18 protein-coding genes and 1 tRNA gene are annotated in these 16,078 nt (G+C 64.7%); 14 read left to right on the forward strand and 5 right to left on the reverse strand.

Annotated elements, in window-relative coordinates; genetic code table 11:
- The first annotated feature begins 12 nt into the window (after nucleotides 1–12).
- From ENHY17A_RS09035 to ENHY17A_RS09045, 3 genes are read left to right on the forward strand one after another with little or no spacing between them, the layout of a single operon-like run.
- Nucleotides 13–960: an RluA family pseudouridine synthase gene (locus ENHY17A_RS09035; protein WP_159712037.1), complete on the forward strand. Its 948-nt coding sequence runs from the start codon at nucleotides 13–15 to the stop codon at nucleotides 958–960.
- Nucleotides 961–1,014: 54 nt separating this feature from the next.
- Nucleotides 1,015–1,914 (forward strand): RNA polymerase sigma factor RpoH, encoded by a 900-nt coding sequence (gene rpoH, locus ENHY17A_RS09040; RefSeq protein ID WP_201296373.1) that lies wholly within the window; start codon nucleotides 1,015–1,017, stop codon nucleotides 1,912–1,914.
- Between the two features lie 30 nt (nucleotides 1,915–1,944).
- Nucleotides 1,945–2,235, forward strand: a complete 291-nt coding sequence (locus ENHY17A_RS09045) for a cupin domain-containing protein (protein WP_159712039.1) — start codon at nucleotides 1,945–1,947, stop codon at nucleotides 2,233–2,235.
- 102 nt (nucleotides 2,236–2,337) lie between these two features.
- Here the strand turns inward: ENHY17A_RS09045 and ENHY17A_RS09050 are convergent, their stop codons facing one another.
- Together ENHY17A_RS09050 and ENHY17A_RS09055 are read right to left on the reverse strand one after the other, a co-directional pair.
- Nucleotides 2,338–2,598, reverse strand: a complete 261-nt coding sequence (locus ENHY17A_RS09050) for a hypothetical protein (protein ID WP_159712041.1) — start codon at nucleotides 2,596–2,598, stop codon at nucleotides 2,338–2,340.
- A gap of 78 nt (nucleotides 2,599–2,676) precedes the next feature.
- Nucleotides 2,677–2,895, reverse strand: coding sequence for a DUF2945 domain-containing protein (locus ENHY17A_RS09055; protein WP_159712043.1), 219 nt, complete (start codon nucleotides 2,893–2,895; stop codon nucleotides 2,677–2,679).
- Between the two features lie 99 nt (nucleotides 2,896–2,994).
- Between ENHY17A_RS09055 and ENHY17A_RS09060 the strand changes: the two genes are divergently transcribed.
- Entirely contained in the window at nucleotides 2,995–4,137 is a 1,143-nt protein-coding gene (locus tag ENHY17A_RS09060) for a glycosyltransferase family 4 protein (RefSeq protein WP_159712045.1), read from the forward strand.
- Between the two features lie 83 nt (nucleotides 4,138–4,220).
- Here ENHY17A_RS09060 and ENHY17A_RS09065 read toward each other — a convergent pair whose 3' ends face one another.
- Both ENHY17A_RS09065 and ENHY17A_RS09070 read right to left on the reverse strand, forming a co-directional pair.
- Nucleotides 4,221–4,538 (reverse strand): DUF2218 domain-containing protein, encoded by a 318-nt coding sequence (locus tag ENHY17A_RS09065; protein ID WP_159712047.1) that lies wholly within the window; start codon nucleotides 4,536–4,538, stop codon nucleotides 4,221–4,223.
- Nucleotides 4,535–5,128, reverse strand: coding sequence for a PadR family transcriptional regulator (locus tag ENHY17A_RS09070; protein ID WP_443018294.1), 594 nt, complete (start codon nucleotides 5,126–5,128; stop codon nucleotides 4,535–4,537). The genes ENHY17A_RS09065 and ENHY17A_RS09070 overlap by 4 nt, the downstream gene beginning before the upstream one ends.
- Before the next feature lie 167 nt (nucleotides 5,129–5,295).
- Here ENHY17A_RS09070 and ENHY17A_RS09075 point away from each other — a divergent pair, with 167 nt between their 5' ends.
- The 10 genes from ENHY17A_RS09075 to ENHY17A_RS09120 all read left to right on the forward strand — a co-directional run bounded on the left by ENHY17A_RS09075 (nucleotide 5,296) and on the right by ENHY17A_RS09120 (nucleotide 15,682).
- The gene (locus ENHY17A_RS09075; protein ID WP_159712051.1) at nucleotides 5,296–6,609 is read left to right on the forward strand and encodes a replication-associated recombination protein A; all 1,314 of its coding nucleotides are present in this window, start codon (nucleotides 5,296–5,298) and stop codon (nucleotides 6,607–6,609) included.
- 322 nt (nucleotides 6,610–6,931) lie between these two features.
- Nucleotides 6,932–8,311, forward strand: a complete 1,380-nt coding sequence (locus tag ENHY17A_RS09080) for a serine hydrolase domain-containing protein (RefSeq protein WP_159712053.1) — start codon at nucleotides 6,932–6,934, stop codon at nucleotides 8,309–8,311.
- 25 nt (nucleotides 8,312–8,336) lie between these two features.
- Nucleotides 8,337–9,200 carry a hypothetical protein gene (locus ENHY17A_RS09085; RefSeq protein ID WP_159712055.1) on the forward strand — a complete coding sequence of 288 codons (864 nt, stop codon included), beginning with the start codon at nucleotides 8,337–8,339 and terminating at the stop codon, nucleotides 9,198–9,200.
- 19 nt (nucleotides 9,201–9,219) lie between these two features.
- Nucleotides 9,220–9,295: transfer RNA gene (locus tag ENHY17A_RS09090), tRNA-Thr, on the forward strand.
- A gap of 10 nt (nucleotides 9,296–9,305) precedes the next feature.
- Complete coding sequence (locus ENHY17A_RS09095) at nucleotides 9,306–10,031, forward strand: aminoglycoside N(3)-acetyltransferase (RefSeq protein WP_159712057.1); 726 nt, start codon at nucleotides 9,306–9,308, stop codon at nucleotides 10,029–10,031.
- Nucleotides 10,032–10,098: 67 nt separating this feature from the next.
- Nucleotides 10,099–10,365 (forward strand): DUF6356 family protein, encoded by a 267-nt coding sequence (locus tag ENHY17A_RS09100; RefSeq protein ID WP_159712059.1) that lies wholly within the window; start codon nucleotides 10,099–10,101, stop codon nucleotides 10,363–10,365.
- A 15-nt stretch (nucleotides 10,366–10,380) separates the two neighbouring features.
- The gene (locus tag ENHY17A_RS09105) at nucleotides 10,381–11,736 is read left to right on the forward strand and encodes an FAD/NAD(P)-binding protein (protein WP_159712061.1); all 1,356 of its coding nucleotides are present in this window, start codon (nucleotides 10,381–10,383) and stop codon (nucleotides 11,734–11,736) included.
- 55 nt (nucleotides 11,737–11,791) lie between these two features.
- Nucleotides 11,792–13,021, forward strand: a complete 1,230-nt coding sequence (gene argJ, locus ENHY17A_RS09110; protein WP_159712063.1) for a bifunctional glutamate N-acetyltransferase/amino-acid acetyltransferase ArgJ — start codon at nucleotides 11,792–11,794, stop codon at nucleotides 13,019–13,021.
- A 64-nt stretch (nucleotides 13,022–13,085) separates the two neighbouring features.
- Nucleotides 13,086–14,537, forward strand: a complete 1,452-nt coding sequence (locus ENHY17A_RS09115) for an ATP-binding protein (RefSeq protein ID WP_159712065.1) — start codon at nucleotides 13,086–13,088, stop codon at nucleotides 14,535–14,537.
- A 116-nt stretch (nucleotides 14,538–14,653) separates the two neighbouring features.
- Nucleotides 14,654–15,682: an aspartate-semialdehyde dehydrogenase gene (locus tag ENHY17A_RS09120; protein WP_159712067.1), complete on the forward strand. Its 1,029-nt coding sequence runs from the start codon at nucleotides 14,654–14,656 to the stop codon at nucleotides 15,680–15,682.
- 48 nt (nucleotides 15,683–15,730) lie between these two features.
- On the opposite strand, the gene trxA is transcribed toward ENHY17A_RS09120, so the two are convergent.
- Nucleotides 15,731–16,051 (reverse strand): thioredoxin TrxA, encoded by a 321-nt coding sequence (gene trxA / locus ENHY17A_RS09125; protein WP_159712069.1) that lies wholly within the window; start codon nucleotides 16,049–16,051, stop codon nucleotides 15,731–15,733.
- Between the last annotated feature and the right edge of the window lie 27 nt (nucleotides 16,052–16,078).

Raw genomic sequence — 16,078 nt, forward strand, 5'->3', positions numbered from 1 at the left:
TTCTGTTAGCCAATGAACCGGGGGGTTTCCACCATAGTGGCGCAGGTTGCCGACACCGCCAAGGGCTGGCGGCTGGACCGTGCGCTCGCCGACGCCGTGCCGACCATGTCGCGCGAGCGGTTAAAGGCATTGATCTCCACCGGCCAGGTTACCGGGCCGGACGGCCTGATCCGCGATCCGTCGAAGAAGCTGGCAGGCGGCGGCACTTATCATGTGCTCGTCCCCGACCCCACGCCTGCGCATAATGTGCCGCAAGATATCCCACTGGTCATCGCTTATGAGGACGAGCATCTGATCGTGATCGACAAGCCGGCCGGGCTGGTCGTTCATCCCGCTGCGGGCAATCTGGACGGGACGCTGGTCAATGCGCTGCTGCATCATTGCCAGGGATCGCTGTCGGGGATTGGCGGGGTTGCGCGCCCCGGCATCGTTCACCGGATCGACAAGGATACGTCGGGCCTGCTGGTGGTCGCAAAGACCGACCGCGCGCATGAAGGGCTCGCCCGACAGTTCAAGGCGCATAGTGTGGACAGACGCTATCAGGCGATCGTGTCTGGCCGCGTCTTGATTGGCGGCGGCAGCATCGATGCGCCACTCGCGCGAAGCCCGCACAATCGCAAGAAAGTGGCGATCGTCGCATCCGGCAAGCGTGCGGTAACGCACTGGACACTGACCAAAGTGTTGAAGGACGCAGCGCTCGTCGAATGTCGGCTGGAAACCGGGCGCACGCATCAGGTGCGCGTACATATGGCGTCGATCGGGCATCCTTTGGTCGGCGACCCGGTTTACGGCAAAGTCCGCCCGTCCCACCGCCAGATGCTGGAAACGATCGGTTTCCGGCGCCAGGCCTTGCACGCGGCGCGGCTGGGGTTCATTCATCCGATCCAAAGTAACGCTTTGTCGTTCGATAGCGAAATGCCCGACGACATGCAGGAACTGTTCAAGCAGCTTAACGGTTAAATTATCGGTGCTGCGACCGCGAAGGGCGCGCATCCAATCAAGGGAGACACGATCATGGCCAGCGGCAACGTCCCCGCAACAATCCCCGCCCTCGGTAACGAGGCGAGCCTCAACCGCTATCTGGCGGAGATCAAGAAATTCCCGATCCTGGCGCCCGAGCAGGAATATATGCTCGCAAAGCGGTTTCAGGAGCATGGCGATCCCGATGCGGCCGCGCAGTTGGTGACGTCGCATCTGCGGCTCGTGGCAAAGATCGCGATGGGCTATCGCGGCTACGGCCTTCCCGTCAGCGAGCTGATTTCGGAAGGCAATATCGGCCTGATGCAGGGCGTGAAGAAGTTCGAGCCCGATCGGGGTTTCCGTCTTGCCACTTACGCGATGTGGTGGATCCGCGCGTCGATCCAGGAATTCATCCTGCGCTCGTGGAGCCTGGTGAAGATGGGCACCACCGCTGCGCAGAAGAAGCTGTTCTTCAACCTGCGCCGGATGAAGGCCAAACTCGACGCGTTCGAGGATGGCGATCTGCGTCCCGAGCATCTCTCCAAGATCGCAACCGACCTGGGCGTGACCGAGGCCGAAGTCACCAGCATGAACCGTCGAATGGCGATGGGTGGCGACACGTCGCTCAACGTATCCGTGCGCGAGGATGGCGAAGGACAGTGGCAGGACTGGTTGCAGGACGATGCGCCCCTGCAAGATCAGGTCGTCGCCGAGGAACAGGAAGCCGATGTCCGCCACGGGATGCTGGTCGAGGCGATGGACGATCTGAACGATCGCGAACGCCATATCCTGACCGAGCGCCGGTTGACCGACGATCCCAAAACGCTTGAGGAACTGTCGCAGGTCTATGGTGTCTCGCGCGAGCGTGTCCGCCAGATCGAGGTGCGGGCGTTCGAGAAGCTGCAAAAGGCGATGATGCGTCTGGCAGGCGACCGGCGGTTGCTTCCGGCCTAAGCAGCCCGTCTCTACGGCATTGGGTTGGGCATGATCGAGACCGGCGAAACCGTCTCCACGCTGCTGGCCAGGCCCGGGGTACGCGTCGAACGCATCGAGTCTCGCGGGCACGTAACCCCGGACGGTGAAACTTACGACCAATCCGAGGATGAGTGGGTCTACATCGCTGCGGGCGCCGCGCGATTATGGTTGGAGGATGGCGGAGAAATCTCGCTGAACGCGGGCGATCACCTGCTCATCCCCGCGCATTGCCGTCACCGGGTGGTCTGGACCGATCCCGATGTCGCCACCGTGTGGATCGCGCTGTTCCTCAGTAAATAAGCGCGATTCGACCCGTCATCGCGAGCGTAGCGAAGCAAACCAGTTACACGCTCGACTCTGGATTGCTTCGCTACGCTCGCACTGACGGTGGAATTCCAAACTTTACCCGCTGACTGGTCCACGCCCGCGCAGTGCCATCAGCACCGCCTTCACTAATGTTTTCAGCCGTTCCCCACCCTGACCGTTGCGAGACAGGTCGTCGAGGTCCATTTCCGCCGACAGGTCCAGCATCAATCGCGTAATGTCCGCATCCAGCGTGTCGTGGTTGTCCGCATCGAACGTCTGGGCGAGGATCTGGGCGATCCTTGCCGTGTCCTCATCCTGCCCGGTCGGGGCGGTTTCTAATGCCGGTTCGTCGGTCATGCCATTGGAGTAACGACCGAAATGGTTATGAAGACTGAACCCGATTGGCAGGCTGCGTTCAGCCGCGCGGAGAACGCGTCAGGCGGACGATAATTCGGAGCCTCGCTTTAGCACCTTCATGCCGTCGTCCTGCTCGATCAGATAGGCGGGATTGTCGGCGGTGCCGTTCTTGACCACCTTTGCGCCCTTCAACGTGCGTTGGACGCGGCGATCGAACCGCTCTTCCACCTTCCCCGTGGCGGTTCCGCTGCCCCAGTTCCACGATACGTTCGATCCCTTGCGATAACTGTTCGACATCGGACCCGGCTTCCTTTCGATTCGGTGCTGCGCTCAATGCCGCCCCGCGCGCTTCGTTCCGATGGCGTTTCGCGAACGCGTCGGCTATGGCCGCGCCCCATGAAGCCGACCGACCTCCGCGTAGCCATGTTCAGCGGCAACTATAATTACGTCCGTGACGGCGCGAACCAGGCGCTCAACATGTTGGCGCGGCACCTGCTCGACGCGGGCGTGACCTTGCGCGTCTATTCGCCGACGATCGCCGAGCCCGCGTTCGAGCCGACCGGCGACTTGGTCGATGTACCCGCATTCGCCCTGCCCGCCGGACGCGGCGAATATCGGCTGGGCAAGGGCCTTCCCCGGATCGTTCGCGACGACCTTGCGGCGTACAAGCCCAACCTCATCCATGTCTCCGCCCCCGATGTGACTGGCCACCGCGCGGTCAGCTACGCCCGCGATAATGGCATTCCCTGCCTGGCATCGCTCCACACGCGGTTCGAAACCTATCCGCGCTATTACGGGATCGGCTTTCTGGAGCCGCTGGCAGTCTATCTGTCGAAGCGCTTCTACAACCGCGTCGATCACGTCGTCGTGCCGGGACGCGGGATGAAGGAATTGGTACGCGAATGGGGGGTCGAGACCCCGATCAGCATCTGGTCGCGCGGCGTGAATCACGACCGATTCACGCCCGCGCGCCGCAGCCTGGAATGGCGACGCTCGCTGGGCATCGCCGACGACGAGGTCGCGGTGTCGTTCCTGGGTCGGCTGGTGCTGGAAAAGGGGCTCGATATCTTTTCCGAAGTCGCCGCCGAATTGAAGGCGCGCGGCGTTCGCCACAAAATCCTGGTGATCGGTGACGGCCCTGCGCGCGACTGGTTTGCCGAGCGCGTGCCCGATGCGGTGTTCGCGGGCTTCCAGACCGGCGACCATCTGGGCCGTGCCGTCGCGTCGATGGATATCTTCTTCAACCCATCGGTGACCGAAACCTTCGGCAACGTCACGCTGGAGGCGATGGCGTGCGGCGTGCCCGTGGTCGCGGCCCACGCAAGCGGTGCGGTGGGCCTTGTCGATGAAGGCGAAACCGGTTTCCTGGTCGGTCCGCGCGACGTGAAGGCTTATGCCGACGCGATCCAGAAATTGTGCGAGAACGACGAGGTGCGCCACCGGCTCGGCACGAACGGCCATGCCAAGGCGAAAGGCTTTGTATGGGACCGCATCAATCAGGCGGTGCTTGACGCGTATTTGGGGATCGCGAAGCCCTGAGAGGAATCGTCACCCCAGCAAAAACTGGGGTCTCAGGCCGCTTGAGATGCCAGCCTGCGCTGGCAAGACGCTTTGTAATGAAGTCACCGCCAATCGAACGTGAGCGGTGCTTCACGAAACGCAAACCGGTCAAGATGGCGTTCGAGCACGCCCTTCAATCCGTCTAACTGCTCCGCAGACGTCGCATCGATCCGCACCGTCAGCGTATCGCCGTCTGAGGTCATCGTTGCGACGCCGTCGCCTGAATAATCCGCCCCGCGGGCATCTTTCGGAAACACCACCCGGCCTTGCTCCGTATCGAACTCCACGCTCAGAGTGTGCGCCCAATGCTTGCAGAGTTGCTGGAGATACCGGCTGCCGTTGGCCGTCGGCACCGCCGCAGTCGCGGTGAAACCGCTCACAGACGCTCGATCCGCTGCGCCGCCTCGTCGAGGATCGCCGCAATCTGGTGCAACCGCTCGGCGTCGTCGCCGTCCTCGCCCATGCGGTGATGGAGCACGGTCTTCAGATTATGCATCGCGCGGCGGACGGGGCGCGCTTCGTGACGATCGCGATGCGCGCCCAATGAGGCGAGCCGGGCCATCAGCGCCTCGACTTCCTCGACCCTTTCGGCGAGATGCGCCGTTCCGTCGGGGGTGATGCCATAGACTTTCTTGGCACCGTCAGCCTGTGTTTCCGCGATCAGGCCCATATCGTCGAGCAACGTCAGCGTTGGATAGACGACGCCCGGCGACGGCGCATAACCGCCGCTGGTCCGCGTTTCAATCTCGCGAATCAGATCATATCCGTGACGCGGGGCGTCCTCGATCAGCTTCAGTAGCACCAGCCGCAATTCTCCGCCGTCGAACATCCGCCGCCGCCCACGACCGCGCGGACCGGATGCCGCGTCGCCGTCGATTTCCCAGCGCACCTCGAACGGTCCCCAGCGCCGCGAACCGCTGGTCGCGCCAAAGTGCCGATGCCCGCGGCCATTGCCATGCATTCCGAACATAAATCTCATCCTGTGCGAGTCGTGATGGCTCTAAGATATATCTAGGAAGGTTTTGGCAAGGGTGGGGCGACCGACCCTGTCGGCATTTACCTCGTCACCCCGGCCAAGGTGCCGGGTAAACGGGTGAGGATTTGGCACCGGCCCGAACGCCCCCTATCTACCGTCGCATGGCCGATCTCTTCGCGGGACACGAACCGCCGCCCACCCCCGACACGCCGATCGATGGCCCGCTCGCCGATCAACTGCGTCCGCGCGTGCTGGGGGAAGTTGTCGGTCAGGAGCACCTGACCGGTGCCGAAGGCGCGATCGGGCGGATGGTTGCGGCGGGCAAGCTGACCTCGATCATCCTGTGGGGACCGCCGGGCACGGGCAAGACCACGATCGCGCGGTTGCTCGCCGACGCGGTGGGGTTACGCTATGCCCAGATTTCAGCGGTGTTCTCGGGCGTCGCCGACCTCAAGAAAGTGTTCGCCGAAGCCAAGGAACACGCGCGGACCGGCAAGAAGACCTTGCTGTTCGTGGACGAGATCCACCGCTTCAATCGCGCGCAGCAGGACGGATTCCTGCCCTTCGTCGAGGATGGCACGGTGACCTTGGTCGGCGCGACGACCGAGAATCCGTCGTTCGAGTTGAACGCTGCGTTGCTCAGCCGCGCGCAGGTATTGATCCTCCACCGGCTCGATGCGACGGCGCTCGAAACGCTGATCGCACGGGGGGAGCAAGCGGAAGGCCGTCCGCTCCCGCTCGACGGCCCTGCGCGCGCCGCGCTGATCGCCAGTGCCGATGGCGACGGAAGGTTCTTGCTCAACCAGGCCGAGACGTTGTTTTCAGTCGGGCTCGACGCGCCGCTCGATCCCGCGGGCCTGTCCGCGCTGCTCCAGCGCCGCGTCGCGGTGTACGACAAGGATCGCGAGGGGCATTACAACCTGATCTCCGCGCTGCACAAATCGCTGCGTGGATCGGACCCGCAGGCGTCGCTCTACTACCTCGCAAGGATGCTGACCGCGGGCGAACAGCCGCTTTACGTGCTGCGTCGGTTGGTGCGGTTCGCGAGCGAAGATATCGGCCTGGCCGATCCGCAGGCGCTGGTCCAGTGCCTCGCCGCGAAGGACGCCTATGATTTCCTGGGGTCGCCGGAGGGCGAACTGGCGATCGTGCAAGCCTGCCTCTACCTTGCCACCGCCCCCAAATCGAATGCCGCGTACAAGGCGCAGAAGGCCGCATTCCGGACCGCGAAGGAAACCGGATCGCTGATGCCGCCGCAAAACATCCTCAACGCGCCGACCAAGCTGATGAAGGAGATCGGCTATGGCAGCGGCTATACATATGACCACGACACCGAGGGCGGGTTCAGCGGCGACAATTACTGGCCGGAGGAAATGACGCCGCAGAGCTTCTACGTCCCCACCGATCGCGGGATGGAGAAACGCATCGCCGAGCGCATGGCGTGGTGGGACGAACGGCGGGGAGAGGGGGAGTAAACATTGCACTTGGTCACCCCGGCCGGAGTGCCGGGGTCCACCAAGCCGCGCATATTCCGCTTGAGGTTCAAGCCGTAAACCATGCCTCCCGGTGGCCCCCGGCACTTCGGCCGGGGTGACGAAGGGGGGTGGCAAAGCGGAGTAATGATTTGATGAGGCCTTATCCGGTCGTCACGCCCGGTTTCGTTTTGTCCGCTCGCCGTTGCTCCTGCAAAAGCAGTAGCCCTGGCCACAAGCGGTGGACGCGCCTGCCAACGCTCCTGCTTGCGCAGGAGCACATGCCCCCCTTCCCATCCCACGGCCCGTCTGCTTAGCTTCGCCCATGCCAAGCACCCACCCCGTCGCCGCGCTCGCCGCCGCATTGTTCGCCCTCGCCCTCCCCGCCTCCGCGCAAACCCCCACGCCGCGCGAGCCGACGGCCCACGACCGCGCGATCGCTGCGGGGTACAAGGCGTTGATGCTGTGCGGCGCGCTCAACAGTGCAGAGGTCGCGGGCGGCAAGCGCAGCGTTGCCAGCGTCGAGGCGAACGAGCTTCGCGGCACCTATCCCGATTACGACGCGCTGCTGCCGGCGTTGAAGGCGGAAGTGAGCGATGCCAGGGTCGCGGTTCCCTACGACCCTGCCATGCCGCCGCGTTTTGCGCGCGATGCGGCCGCGGACGGCTGCGTACTCGCCCCGATCGGCACCGCAACCATGCCACGCAGCAACGTCGGAGCGGGCACCGGGCCGCTGCGCGAGCGCCCCTGGCCGGTCGGCAATCCGGAGCGCATCATGCCCTCGTCACGCGTGTTGGCCCCCGTTACCGATGCGGCGTTCGACGGCAGCTACGGCCAGGGCAGCAACACGACCGCCGTCCTGGTCCTTGACGCAAACGGCGCGATCGTGTCGGAACGCTATGCCGACGGCTTCGGTCCCGATGTCCCCAATCGCACTTGGTCGGTCGCCAAAAGTATCGCGGGCACGATGATCGGTGCCGCCGTTTACAAGGGACTGCTCGATCCTCAAGCACCCGCGCCCGTCCCGGAATGGCAGACACCGGGCGATCCGCGCGCGGGGATTACGCTCGACCAGTTGCTGCGAATGGCGAGCGGGCTGCACAGCGACACCGCGGGCAACCGCACCGACGCGATCTATTTCGGCGGCACTGCGGTGACGGAGGAAACCGTCGCGTGGCCGCTGGCGGTCAAACCCGGCAGCCGGTTTCGCTATGCCAACAACGACACGCTTCTCGCGATCCGCGCGTTGAGGTCGAAGGTCGGGAAGGACGATTTCGCGCGCGAATTACTGTTCGGGCCAATCGGCATGCGATCGACAATCGCCGAGCAGGATTGGCAGGGCAATTACATTCTCTCCAGTCAGGTGTGGTCGACACCGCGTGACTTCGCCCGGCTGGGGTTGCTGTGGCTGGACGACGGCGTGTGGCAGGGCAAGCGACTGCTGCCCGAAGGCTGGATGCGCTACATGACGACGCCCAGCGGACCTCAGCCCGCCAGCGGTCCCGGCTATGGCGCGACATTGTGGTTGTTCGGACCCGAACAGGGCCTGCCCGCGGGCAGCTATGCCGCTCAGGGCAATCGTGGCCAGTATATCATGGTGATCCCGTCGCGCCGGATCGTCGTGGTTCGCCGGGGCGAAGACCCGACAGGCGCGCGGTTCGACATCGCGAAGTTTGCGAGCGACGTGTTGAAAGCGATGCCGTGATATTGCCCCGTCGGGGGAGGGATTAGTGCCGCGCTTCGCCCATTACGCGGCCATCGATTGGTCCGGCGCAAAGGGCGAGCGCCACCGCGGCCTCGCGCTCGCCCTGTGCGCGCCCGGCGCCGCCGCACCAGAACTCGTTCGCCCCGCCCACCGCTGGTCGCGCGCCGAGGTCCTCGACTGGCTGCGCAGCGACATGCCCCCCGACACGCTCGTCGGCCTCGACCTCGGCACCGCGCTCCCCTTCGTCGATCGCGGCGCGTTCTTCCCCGGCTGGTCCGAGAGCCCTGCCGACGCCCGCGCGTTGTGGGCGCTGGTCGATGCAATGTGCGACGCCAATCCGCATCTCTCCACCTGCGATTTCGTCGATCACCCTCCAGCCGCAGAGCATTTTCGTCGCCACGGCAACCGCAAGGGCGCGCAGTTCGAGGGGCGCGGGCGGCTGCGCGTAACCGAACAGGCGCAGCGCGAACAGGGCCTCAACCCCTATAGCAACCTCAACCTCGTGGGCGCGGCACAGGTCGGAAAATCGAGCCTGACGGGAATGCGCGTTCTCCACCGGCTGGGCGGGCATGTGCCGGTCTGGCCATTCGATCCGCTGTCCGATCGCGGATCGGTGATCGTCGAAATCTACACCAGCCTGGCCGCCATCGCCGCGGGCCGCGCGAAGGGCCGCACCAAGATTCGTACCCATGTCGAACTCGATATCGCGCTGGCACAACTCGGCAGCGCGGCGATCGGTGGCTCAGGCCCGATCGACGATCACCGGAGCGACGCGATCCTGACCGCCGCCTGGCTACGCGCCAATGCCGACCGCCCCGATTTATGGAACCCCCGCGCGCTCACCCCCGAAATCGCCGCAACCGAGGGCTGGACCTTTGGCATCGTCTGACGCAATAGGCGCACCCAGTGCCGGTTTAGCTCAGTTGGTAGAGCAGCGGTTTTGTAAACCGAAGGTCGCGGGTTCGACTCCTGCAACCGGCACCACAGGTTCCCGATGCACGACCGCCAGACCCTGACCGCGCAACTGAAGGCGCTGAACCTGCCCAGCGATCGACCGCTAATGGTCCATGCCGGGTTGCGATCGATCGGCGCGATCGACGGTGGCGCGGATACGCTGATCGACGCGCTGCTGGACGCGATTGCGCCCGGCGGCACGATGCTGATGATGGTCGCGGAAATGGGCGACGTGCCGTTCGACCCGCTGACTACGCCTGCCGATCCCGAAAACGGCATGCTTGCCGAAATCTTTCGCCGCCGCGCAGGAAATGGCGTCAGCGATCATCCCGCGTCGCGTTTCGCGGCCATCGGGCCGGATGCCCCTGCCCTGCTGTCGCCGGTGCCTCTGCACGATTATTACGGGCCGGGATCACCGCTGGAGCGGTTCGTGGCGAAGCGCGGTCAGGTGCTGCGACTGGGCGCGTCGCCCGATACGGTGACGGTGACGCATTATGCCGAGTATCTGGCCGACCTGCCGGTAAAACGTCGCGTGCGCCGCGATTACTTCCGCGCCGACACCGGGCCGTTGACGATCGACAGCCTGGACGACAGCGATGGCATCGCGGTCTGGCCGGGCGGCGACTATTTCGCGCAGATTCTGCGCGATTTCGTGGGCAACGGCCATGCGCGGACCGGCCCGGTCGGCAATTGCACGGCGGAACTGCTCGACGGCCCCGGCTTCGTCGCCTTTGCCACCGAATGGATGGAAAGGGAGCTGGGTTGAGCTTGCCAGCCCCGCCCGCGCGCGCCATCGTCCGGCGCATGATCCTTCCCATCCCGAGCACGACCCGATGATCGACCGCCTGTTCCGCAAGCACCCCCGCAGCATCGGCGAAACCTATGTCGAGCACGCCACCACCGCTGGGCGATTCGGCGCGGAAATGCTGGTCGGCGGCCTCGCTTGCGTCGTTCATGCCGTCGTCCCCGCACTTTTCGAACGCACCGCGAGCGAGACGGTCAAGCGCCTCTACGGACGCATGAAGGCTCGCCAGCCCGCATTCTCGCAGCAACGCCCGGCGTTTGAGGAGCCGCAATGGCAGCTCGAATATGAAATCTGAGTTCGTAGCGACTGCATGACCCATCATGTCGCGATCGTGGGGGCGGGCTTTTCGGGCACACTTCAGGCGATCAACCTGCTCCGCCACGACGGCCCGCGCGCGACGCTGATCGAGCGCGCCGAAACGCCGGGCTTGGGCCTGGCCTACGGCGCGGCGCGGCCCGACCATATTCTGAACGTGCGCGCCGGGAACATGAGCGCGCTGCCAGACGATCCCGGCCATTTCGTCCGCTGGTTGGAGAAGGAAGGCGTTGCCGATGCCGCACGACAATTCGCGCCGCGCAAGACGTTCGGACGCTATCTGAAAGCAATGCTCGACGACGCGGTGGCGAATTGTGGCGGGCGGCTGAACATCGTGCGCGGCGAGGTGACGCAAGTCGATCACAGCGGCGGCGGTGCGCGGATTTCGCTGGCTGACGGACAATCGATCGATGCCGACGCAGCGGTGTTGGCAGTGGGCAATTTGCCACCGCACACGCCTCCGGGGATCGATCCCGATGCGCTCACGCCGCCGCGTTATTTCGGCGATCCCTGGGCAGCCGATGTCACCGATGGTCTATCGGATGAAGACGCCGTGCTCATAATCGGCACCGGGCTGACGATGATCGATTCCGCGCTTAGCCTGGACGCCGCAGGGTTTCGCGGACGAATCATCGCCTTGTCGCGGCGGGGACTGCTGCCACGCGCGCACGAAGCACCGGGCGCAAGCTGGGAGCGGATCGCCGAGCGACCGGAGACGGTGGCGTCCGAACTGGTCGGCTCGCTTCGCCAGCGCTCCGCCGCCATCGGCTGGCGCAATGCGGTCGATGAACTCCGCCCCTTCACCCAATTCATGTGGGGCAATGCCAGCGAAGCCGAGCGCAGCCGCTTTCTGCGTCACCTGCGCCCGTGGTGGGACGTGCATCGCCACCGGCTTGCGCCGGAAGTGGCGGCCCGGATCGAAGCGTTGCGCGCGAACGGACGGCTGACCATCGTGTCGGGCAAGACGATGGATGCGCGCGAGCACGACGATGGCGTGGCGGTCGAATGGCGTCCGCGCGGGCACGACAAGGCCGAAACGCTGGTCGTCCAGAGGATCATCAACTGTACCGGGCCGCTCGGCGACCTGGACCGCACGACCGATCCACTGCTTCGCGACCTGACCGCACGCGGGCTGATCCGCGCCGACGCGCACCGGATCGGGATCGACGTCGACAATCAGGCGCGGACGATTGCTGCGACTGGCCAGCCCAATGACTGGCTCTATGCGCTGGGGCCGATGACACGCGGCGCGTTCTGGGAAATCGTCGCGGTGCCCGATATCCGGCAACAGACCTGGGCGCTCGCCCGCCGCTTGTCGAACGCGCATTGGGTGGGCGGCGAAGGACTGTGATTGCACGGACACGCGGTTTGCGCGAAGGCGCGATCCCGAACTGAGGAACTCATCGATGTCGATTGCGCGTTCGCCACTGGCCCCCGAGCATTTTCCTGCCCTGCCGCGAGTCGATGGCGTCACGCTGAGGATCGCGCGGGCGGCTTACAAGCAATGGGACCGCTGCGACCTCACCTATGTCGAGCTGTCGCCGGGAACGACGGTTGCGGGCGTGACGACGCAGAGCAAATGCGCATCCCCCGAAGTCGAATGGTGCCGCAAGGCATTGGTTCTGGGCGAAGCGCGCGCGTTGGTGGTCAATGCGGGGAATTCCAACGCTTTCACCGGCGATCGCGGGCGCGAGGCGGTAGAGGGGCTGGTCGCCGGGGTGGCACGCCACCTCGATTGCAAGCCGTCAGATGTGTTCGTCGCCTCGACCGGGGTGATCGGCGTCCCTCTCCCCCTCGACAAATCGGTTGCCGGGCTGAACGCCGCCTTTGCCGCCGATCCGTGTGGGTGGGAAGAAGCGGCGGCGGCGATCACGACCACCGATACCTTCGCCAAGGCCGCGGTGACGACTGCGGTGGTCGACGGGCGCACCGTGCAACTTGTCGGCATCGTCAAGGGTTCGGGCATGATCGCGCCCGACATGGCGACGATGCTGGGGTTCGTCTTCACCGATTGCGCCGTCGATCCGACGATCCTGCACGGCGCGCTGGCCGATGCCAACCGCGCCAGCTTTTCGTGCATCACGGTCGATAGCGACACATCGACCAGCGACACGGTGCTGGCGTTCGCGACGGGCAAAGCAGGGAACGCGCCGATCGTCGATGCCGACAGCATCGGCGCGGATGCGTTTCGCGCAGCGATGGCCGATTTGTGCCTGCAACTCGCGCATCTGGTGGTGCGCGACGGCGAAGGCGCGACCAAATTCATCCGCATCGACGTCGAGGGCGCGGAGGATGACGGAAGCGCACGGCGGATTGGCCTGTCGATCGCCAATTCACCACTGGTGAAGACCGCGATCGCTGGCGAAGACGCCAATTGGGGGCGCGTGGTAATGGCCGTCGGCAAGGCAGGCGAGCCCGCCGACCGCGACAAATTGTGTATCCGCTTCGGCGCGACGCAGGTCGCGAGGAACGGCTTGGCGGTCGAGGGATATGACGAAGCGCCAGTCGCCGCGCATCTGAAAGGCAGCGAGATCGACATCGGCGTCGATCTCGGCCTGGGAGAGGGTCGCGCGACAGTCTGGACTTGCGACCTGACCCACGGCTACATCTCGATCAACGCCGATTACCGAAGCTGATCGAAGCGAAAGTCGCGGTCGCCCCCTTGCGCCCGCCACCCCCCATCCGGCACAGGCTCACCCGATGACGGTGCAAGTGGACATGGGGGTCGATTCCGCCGGGCGGATGGTGGCGATGGACCTGGAGGAATTGCTCGCGACCCGCTTGCTCGTCCAGGGCAATTCAGGGTCGGGCAAATCGCATCTGCTGCGCCGCCTGCTGGAGAAAAGCGCCGGCCGCGTGCAGCAAGTGATTATCGACCCAGAAGGTGATTTCGTCACGCTGTCGGATGCCTACGGCCATGTCTCGATCGACGCGGTCGATTATTCCGAGCGTGAGATCGTCGCCTTCGCGCGCCGCATCCGCGAGCATCGCGCATCGGTCGTGCTCAGTCTCGAGGGGCTCGAAGCCGAGGGCCAGATGCGCTGTGCGGCGGTGTTCCTGTCGGCGCTGTTCGATGCGCCGCGCGAGCATTGGTATCCGGCGCTGGTGGTGGTGGACGAGGCGCAATTGTTCGCCCCTGCATCGGGCGGCGAAGTTGCGGAAGAGGTGCGCCGCGCATCGCTGTCTGCGATGACCAATCTGATGTGCCGCGGCCGCAAGCGCGGGCTGGCGGGCGTGATCGCCACGCAGCGTCTGGCGAAGCTGGCGAAGAATGTCGCGGCGGAGGCGTCCAACTTCCTGATGGGGCGCACCTTCCTTGACATCGACATGGCACGCGCCGCCGATCTGCTGGGCATGGAGCGGCGGCAGGCCGAACAAATCCGCGATTTGCAGAGGGGCACGTTCCTCGCGCTCGGCCCCGCCGTGTCGCGCCGACCGATCGGCGTGACGATCGGCACGGTGGAGACGTCAGCGCGTAGCGGCAGCCCCAAGCTAGTGCCGCTTCCTCAAGCCCCCGACGGCGACTTCAAGGATATGCTGCTCGCGCCGATCGCCGACACCACGCCGCTGTACGTGCCGCCCCCGCCGCCGCCGAAACCGGTGGAGGAGTTGCTGTCCGACATCCGACCGCCCGAAGACGCGACGGCGCCGCCACCGGAATTGTTCGATGCGATGGACGCCGAACCGATCGTCGCCGACGTGATGCGCGCGATCGTCGAGGAACCGGATTCGGCGATGCGGCAGAGCGCGGTTCTGTTTCAGGATTTCCAGGTCCGCTGCCGGATGCAGGGCCTCGCCCGCCCACCCCTGGACCTCGCCAAGTTCGTGCGGCGTCTGTCGGCGGCGCGTGCCGGCATCATCGACGGGATCGACGACGAATGGGCGCCTGCATTCGATGTGGCCAAGGAATTGCCCGACGACATGCTCGGCCCCTTCTTGCTGGTCGCGCGCGCTGCCAAGGAATGCGAGCCGACGCCGACCGATGCGGAGATCGCAGCGGTGTACGGAACGAGTTCGCTGGGCCGCGCGCGGCGACTGATCAGCTATATCGAAGGCCGCGAGTTGATCGTCACGCGGACTGATCTGGCGGGCAAGCGGTCGATAGCGATCCCAAGACTGGGGTGGACGACCCGGCCAGCCGAAGCGAGCTAGAAAAATCCTCCCCGGCACGGGGACGAACTTGAGCTTTGCTTCACCCAAAACACCCCTTGCTTGCTTGTGCGCCGCATCGCGCCTAGCGCCACCCTCAAATCACATCGGAGCGCATCATGGGTTATCGGGTCGTCGTCGCGGGTGCCACGGGCAATGTCGGGCGCGAAATGCTCAACATTCTGGCCGAGCGCGAATTTCCGATTGCTGAACTGGCGGTGCTCGCGTCTTCGCGCTCGACCGGCGAGGAAGTCGATTTCGGCGAAACCGGCCGCAAGTATAAAATCCAGAATATCGAGCATTTCGATCCCACCGGATGGGACATGGCGCTGTTCGCAATCGGGTCAGAGGCGACCAAGGTCCACGCGCCGCGCTTCGCCGCTGCGGGCTGCACGGTGATCGACAATTCGTCGCTCTACCGGATGGACCCGGACGTGCCGCTGATCGTGCCTGAGGTGAATCCGGAAGCGATCGACGGGTACAAGGCGCGCAACATCATCGCCAACCCCAATTGCTCGACCGCGCAGATGGTGGTCGCGCTGAAGCCCATCCACGACGCCGCGACGATCAAACGCGTCGTCGTCGCGACCTATCAATCGGTGTCCGGCGCAGGCAAGCAGGGGATGGACGAACTGTTCGAACAGTCGCGCAACATCTTCGTGGGCGACCCCGCGCTCCCTACCAAATTCACCAAGCAGATCGCATTCAACGTGATCCCGCACATCGACAGCTTCCTGGACGACGGATCGACCAAGGAAGAATGGAAGATGGTGGTCGAAACGAAGAAAATCCTGGGTGCGAAGATCAAGGTCGTCGCGACCTGCGTCCGCGTGCCGGTGTTCGTCGGGCATTCGGAAGCGATCAACATCGAAATGGAAAACGAGCTGTCGGCTGAGGACGCACAGAAGATCCTGCGCGAGGCCCCCGGCATCATGCTGATCGATAAGCGCGAGGATGGCGGTTACGTCACGCCCGTCGAGTGCGTCGGCGAATATGCGACTTTCGTCAGCCGGGTTCGCGACGATTCGACCGTGGAGAACGGGCTAGCACTATGGTGCGTGTCCGACAATCTGCGGAAAGGCGCGGCGCTGAACGCGGTGCAGATCGCCGAATTGCTTGGACGACGGCACCTCAAAAAAGCGGATTGATGGTCATGCTCACCCCGGACCGCTCCGGGGTGAGTGCCTCATCCGGCCTTAAAGCTCGCTCTCAAGCCATGCCTTGAGCTGGCTCTTGGGCGCGGCCCCGACCTTGGTCGCGGCGGGCTGGCCGTTCTTGAACAAGATCATCGTCGGAATACCGCGCACGCCGTATTTGCCGGGTGCGTCGGGATTTTCGTCGATATTGATCTTGGTGATCGTCACCCGTTCGCCCAATTCCTCGGACAATTCCTCAAGGCTCGGGCCGATCATCTTGCACGGGCCGCACCATTCCGCCCAGAAATCGACGAGCACGGGCTTGTCGGCATTGATGACGTCGGTGTCGAAGCTCGTATCGCTGATCGCCTTGGTGGCCATGGGGTAATCTCCTGGAATAAGGGGTTG

It is taken from the genome of Sphingomonas sp. AX6 (assembly GCF_902506605.1).
In the GTDB taxonomy this organism is placed as follows: domain Bacteria; phylum Pseudomonadota; class Alphaproteobacteria; order Sphingomonadales; family Sphingomonadaceae; genus Sphingomonas.

Bases quoted from the DNA above. Each gene is read 5' to 3' on its own strand.
- ENHY17A_RS09035 (WP_159712037.1), top strand. From the start codon at position 13: ATGAACCGGGGGGTTTCCACCATAGTGGCGCAGGTTGCCGACACCGCC.
- rpoH (WP_201296373.1), top strand. From the start codon at position 1,015: ATGGCCAGCGGCAACGTCCCCGCAACAATCCCCGCCCTCGGTAACGAG.
- ENHY17A_RS09045 (WP_159712039.1), top strand. From the start codon at position 1,945: ATGATCGAGACCGGCGAAACCGTCTCCACGCTGCTGGCCAGGCCCGGG.
- ENHY17A_RS09050 (WP_159712041.1), bottom strand. From the start codon at position 2,598: ATGACCGACGAACCGGCATTAGAAACCGCCCCGACCGGGCAGGATGAG.
- ENHY17A_RS09055 (WP_159712043.1), bottom strand. From the start codon at position 2,895: ATGTCGAACAGTTATCGCAAGGGATCGAACGTATCGTGGAACTGGGGC.
- ENHY17A_RS09060 (WP_159712045.1), top strand. From the start codon at position 2,995: ATGAAGCCGACCGACCTCCGCGTAGCCATGTTCAGCGGCAACTATAAT.
- ENHY17A_RS09070 (WP_443018294.1), bottom strand. From the start codon at position 5,128: ATGTTCGGAATGCATGGCAATGGCCGCGGGCATCGGCACTTTGGCGCG.
- ENHY17A_RS09075 (WP_159712051.1), top strand. From the start codon at position 5,296: ATGGCCGATCTCTTCGCGGGACACGAACCGCCGCCCACCCCCGACACG.
- ENHY17A_RS09080 (WP_159712053.1), top strand. From the start codon at position 6,932: ATGCCAAGCACCCACCCCGTCGCCGCGCTCGCCGCCGCATTGTTCGCC.
- ENHY17A_RS09095 (WP_159712057.1), top strand. From the start codon at position 9,306: ATGCACGACCGCCAGACCCTGACCGCGCAACTGAAGGCGCTGAACCTG.
- ENHY17A_RS09100 (WP_159712059.1), top strand. From the start codon at position 10,099: ATGATCGACCGCCTGTTCCGCAAGCACCCCCGCAGCATCGGCGAAACC.
- ENHY17A_RS09105 (WP_159712061.1), top strand. From the start codon at position 10,381: ATGACCCATCATGTCGCGATCGTGGGGGCGGGCTTTTCGGGCACACTT.
- argJ (WP_159712063.1), top strand. From the start codon at position 11,792: ATGTCGATTGCGCGTTCGCCACTGGCCCCCGAGCATTTTCCTGCCCTG.
- ENHY17A_RS09115 (WP_159712065.1), top strand. From the start codon at position 13,086: ATGACGGTGCAAGTGGACATGGGGGTCGATTCCGCCGGGCGGATGGTG.
- ENHY17A_RS09120 (WP_159712067.1), top strand. From the start codon at position 14,654: ATGGGTTATCGGGTCGTCGTCGCGGGTGCCACGGGCAATGTCGGGCGC.
- trxA (WP_159712069.1), bottom strand. From the start codon at position 16,051: ATGGCCACCAAGGCGATCAGCGATACGAGCTTCGACACCGACGTCATC.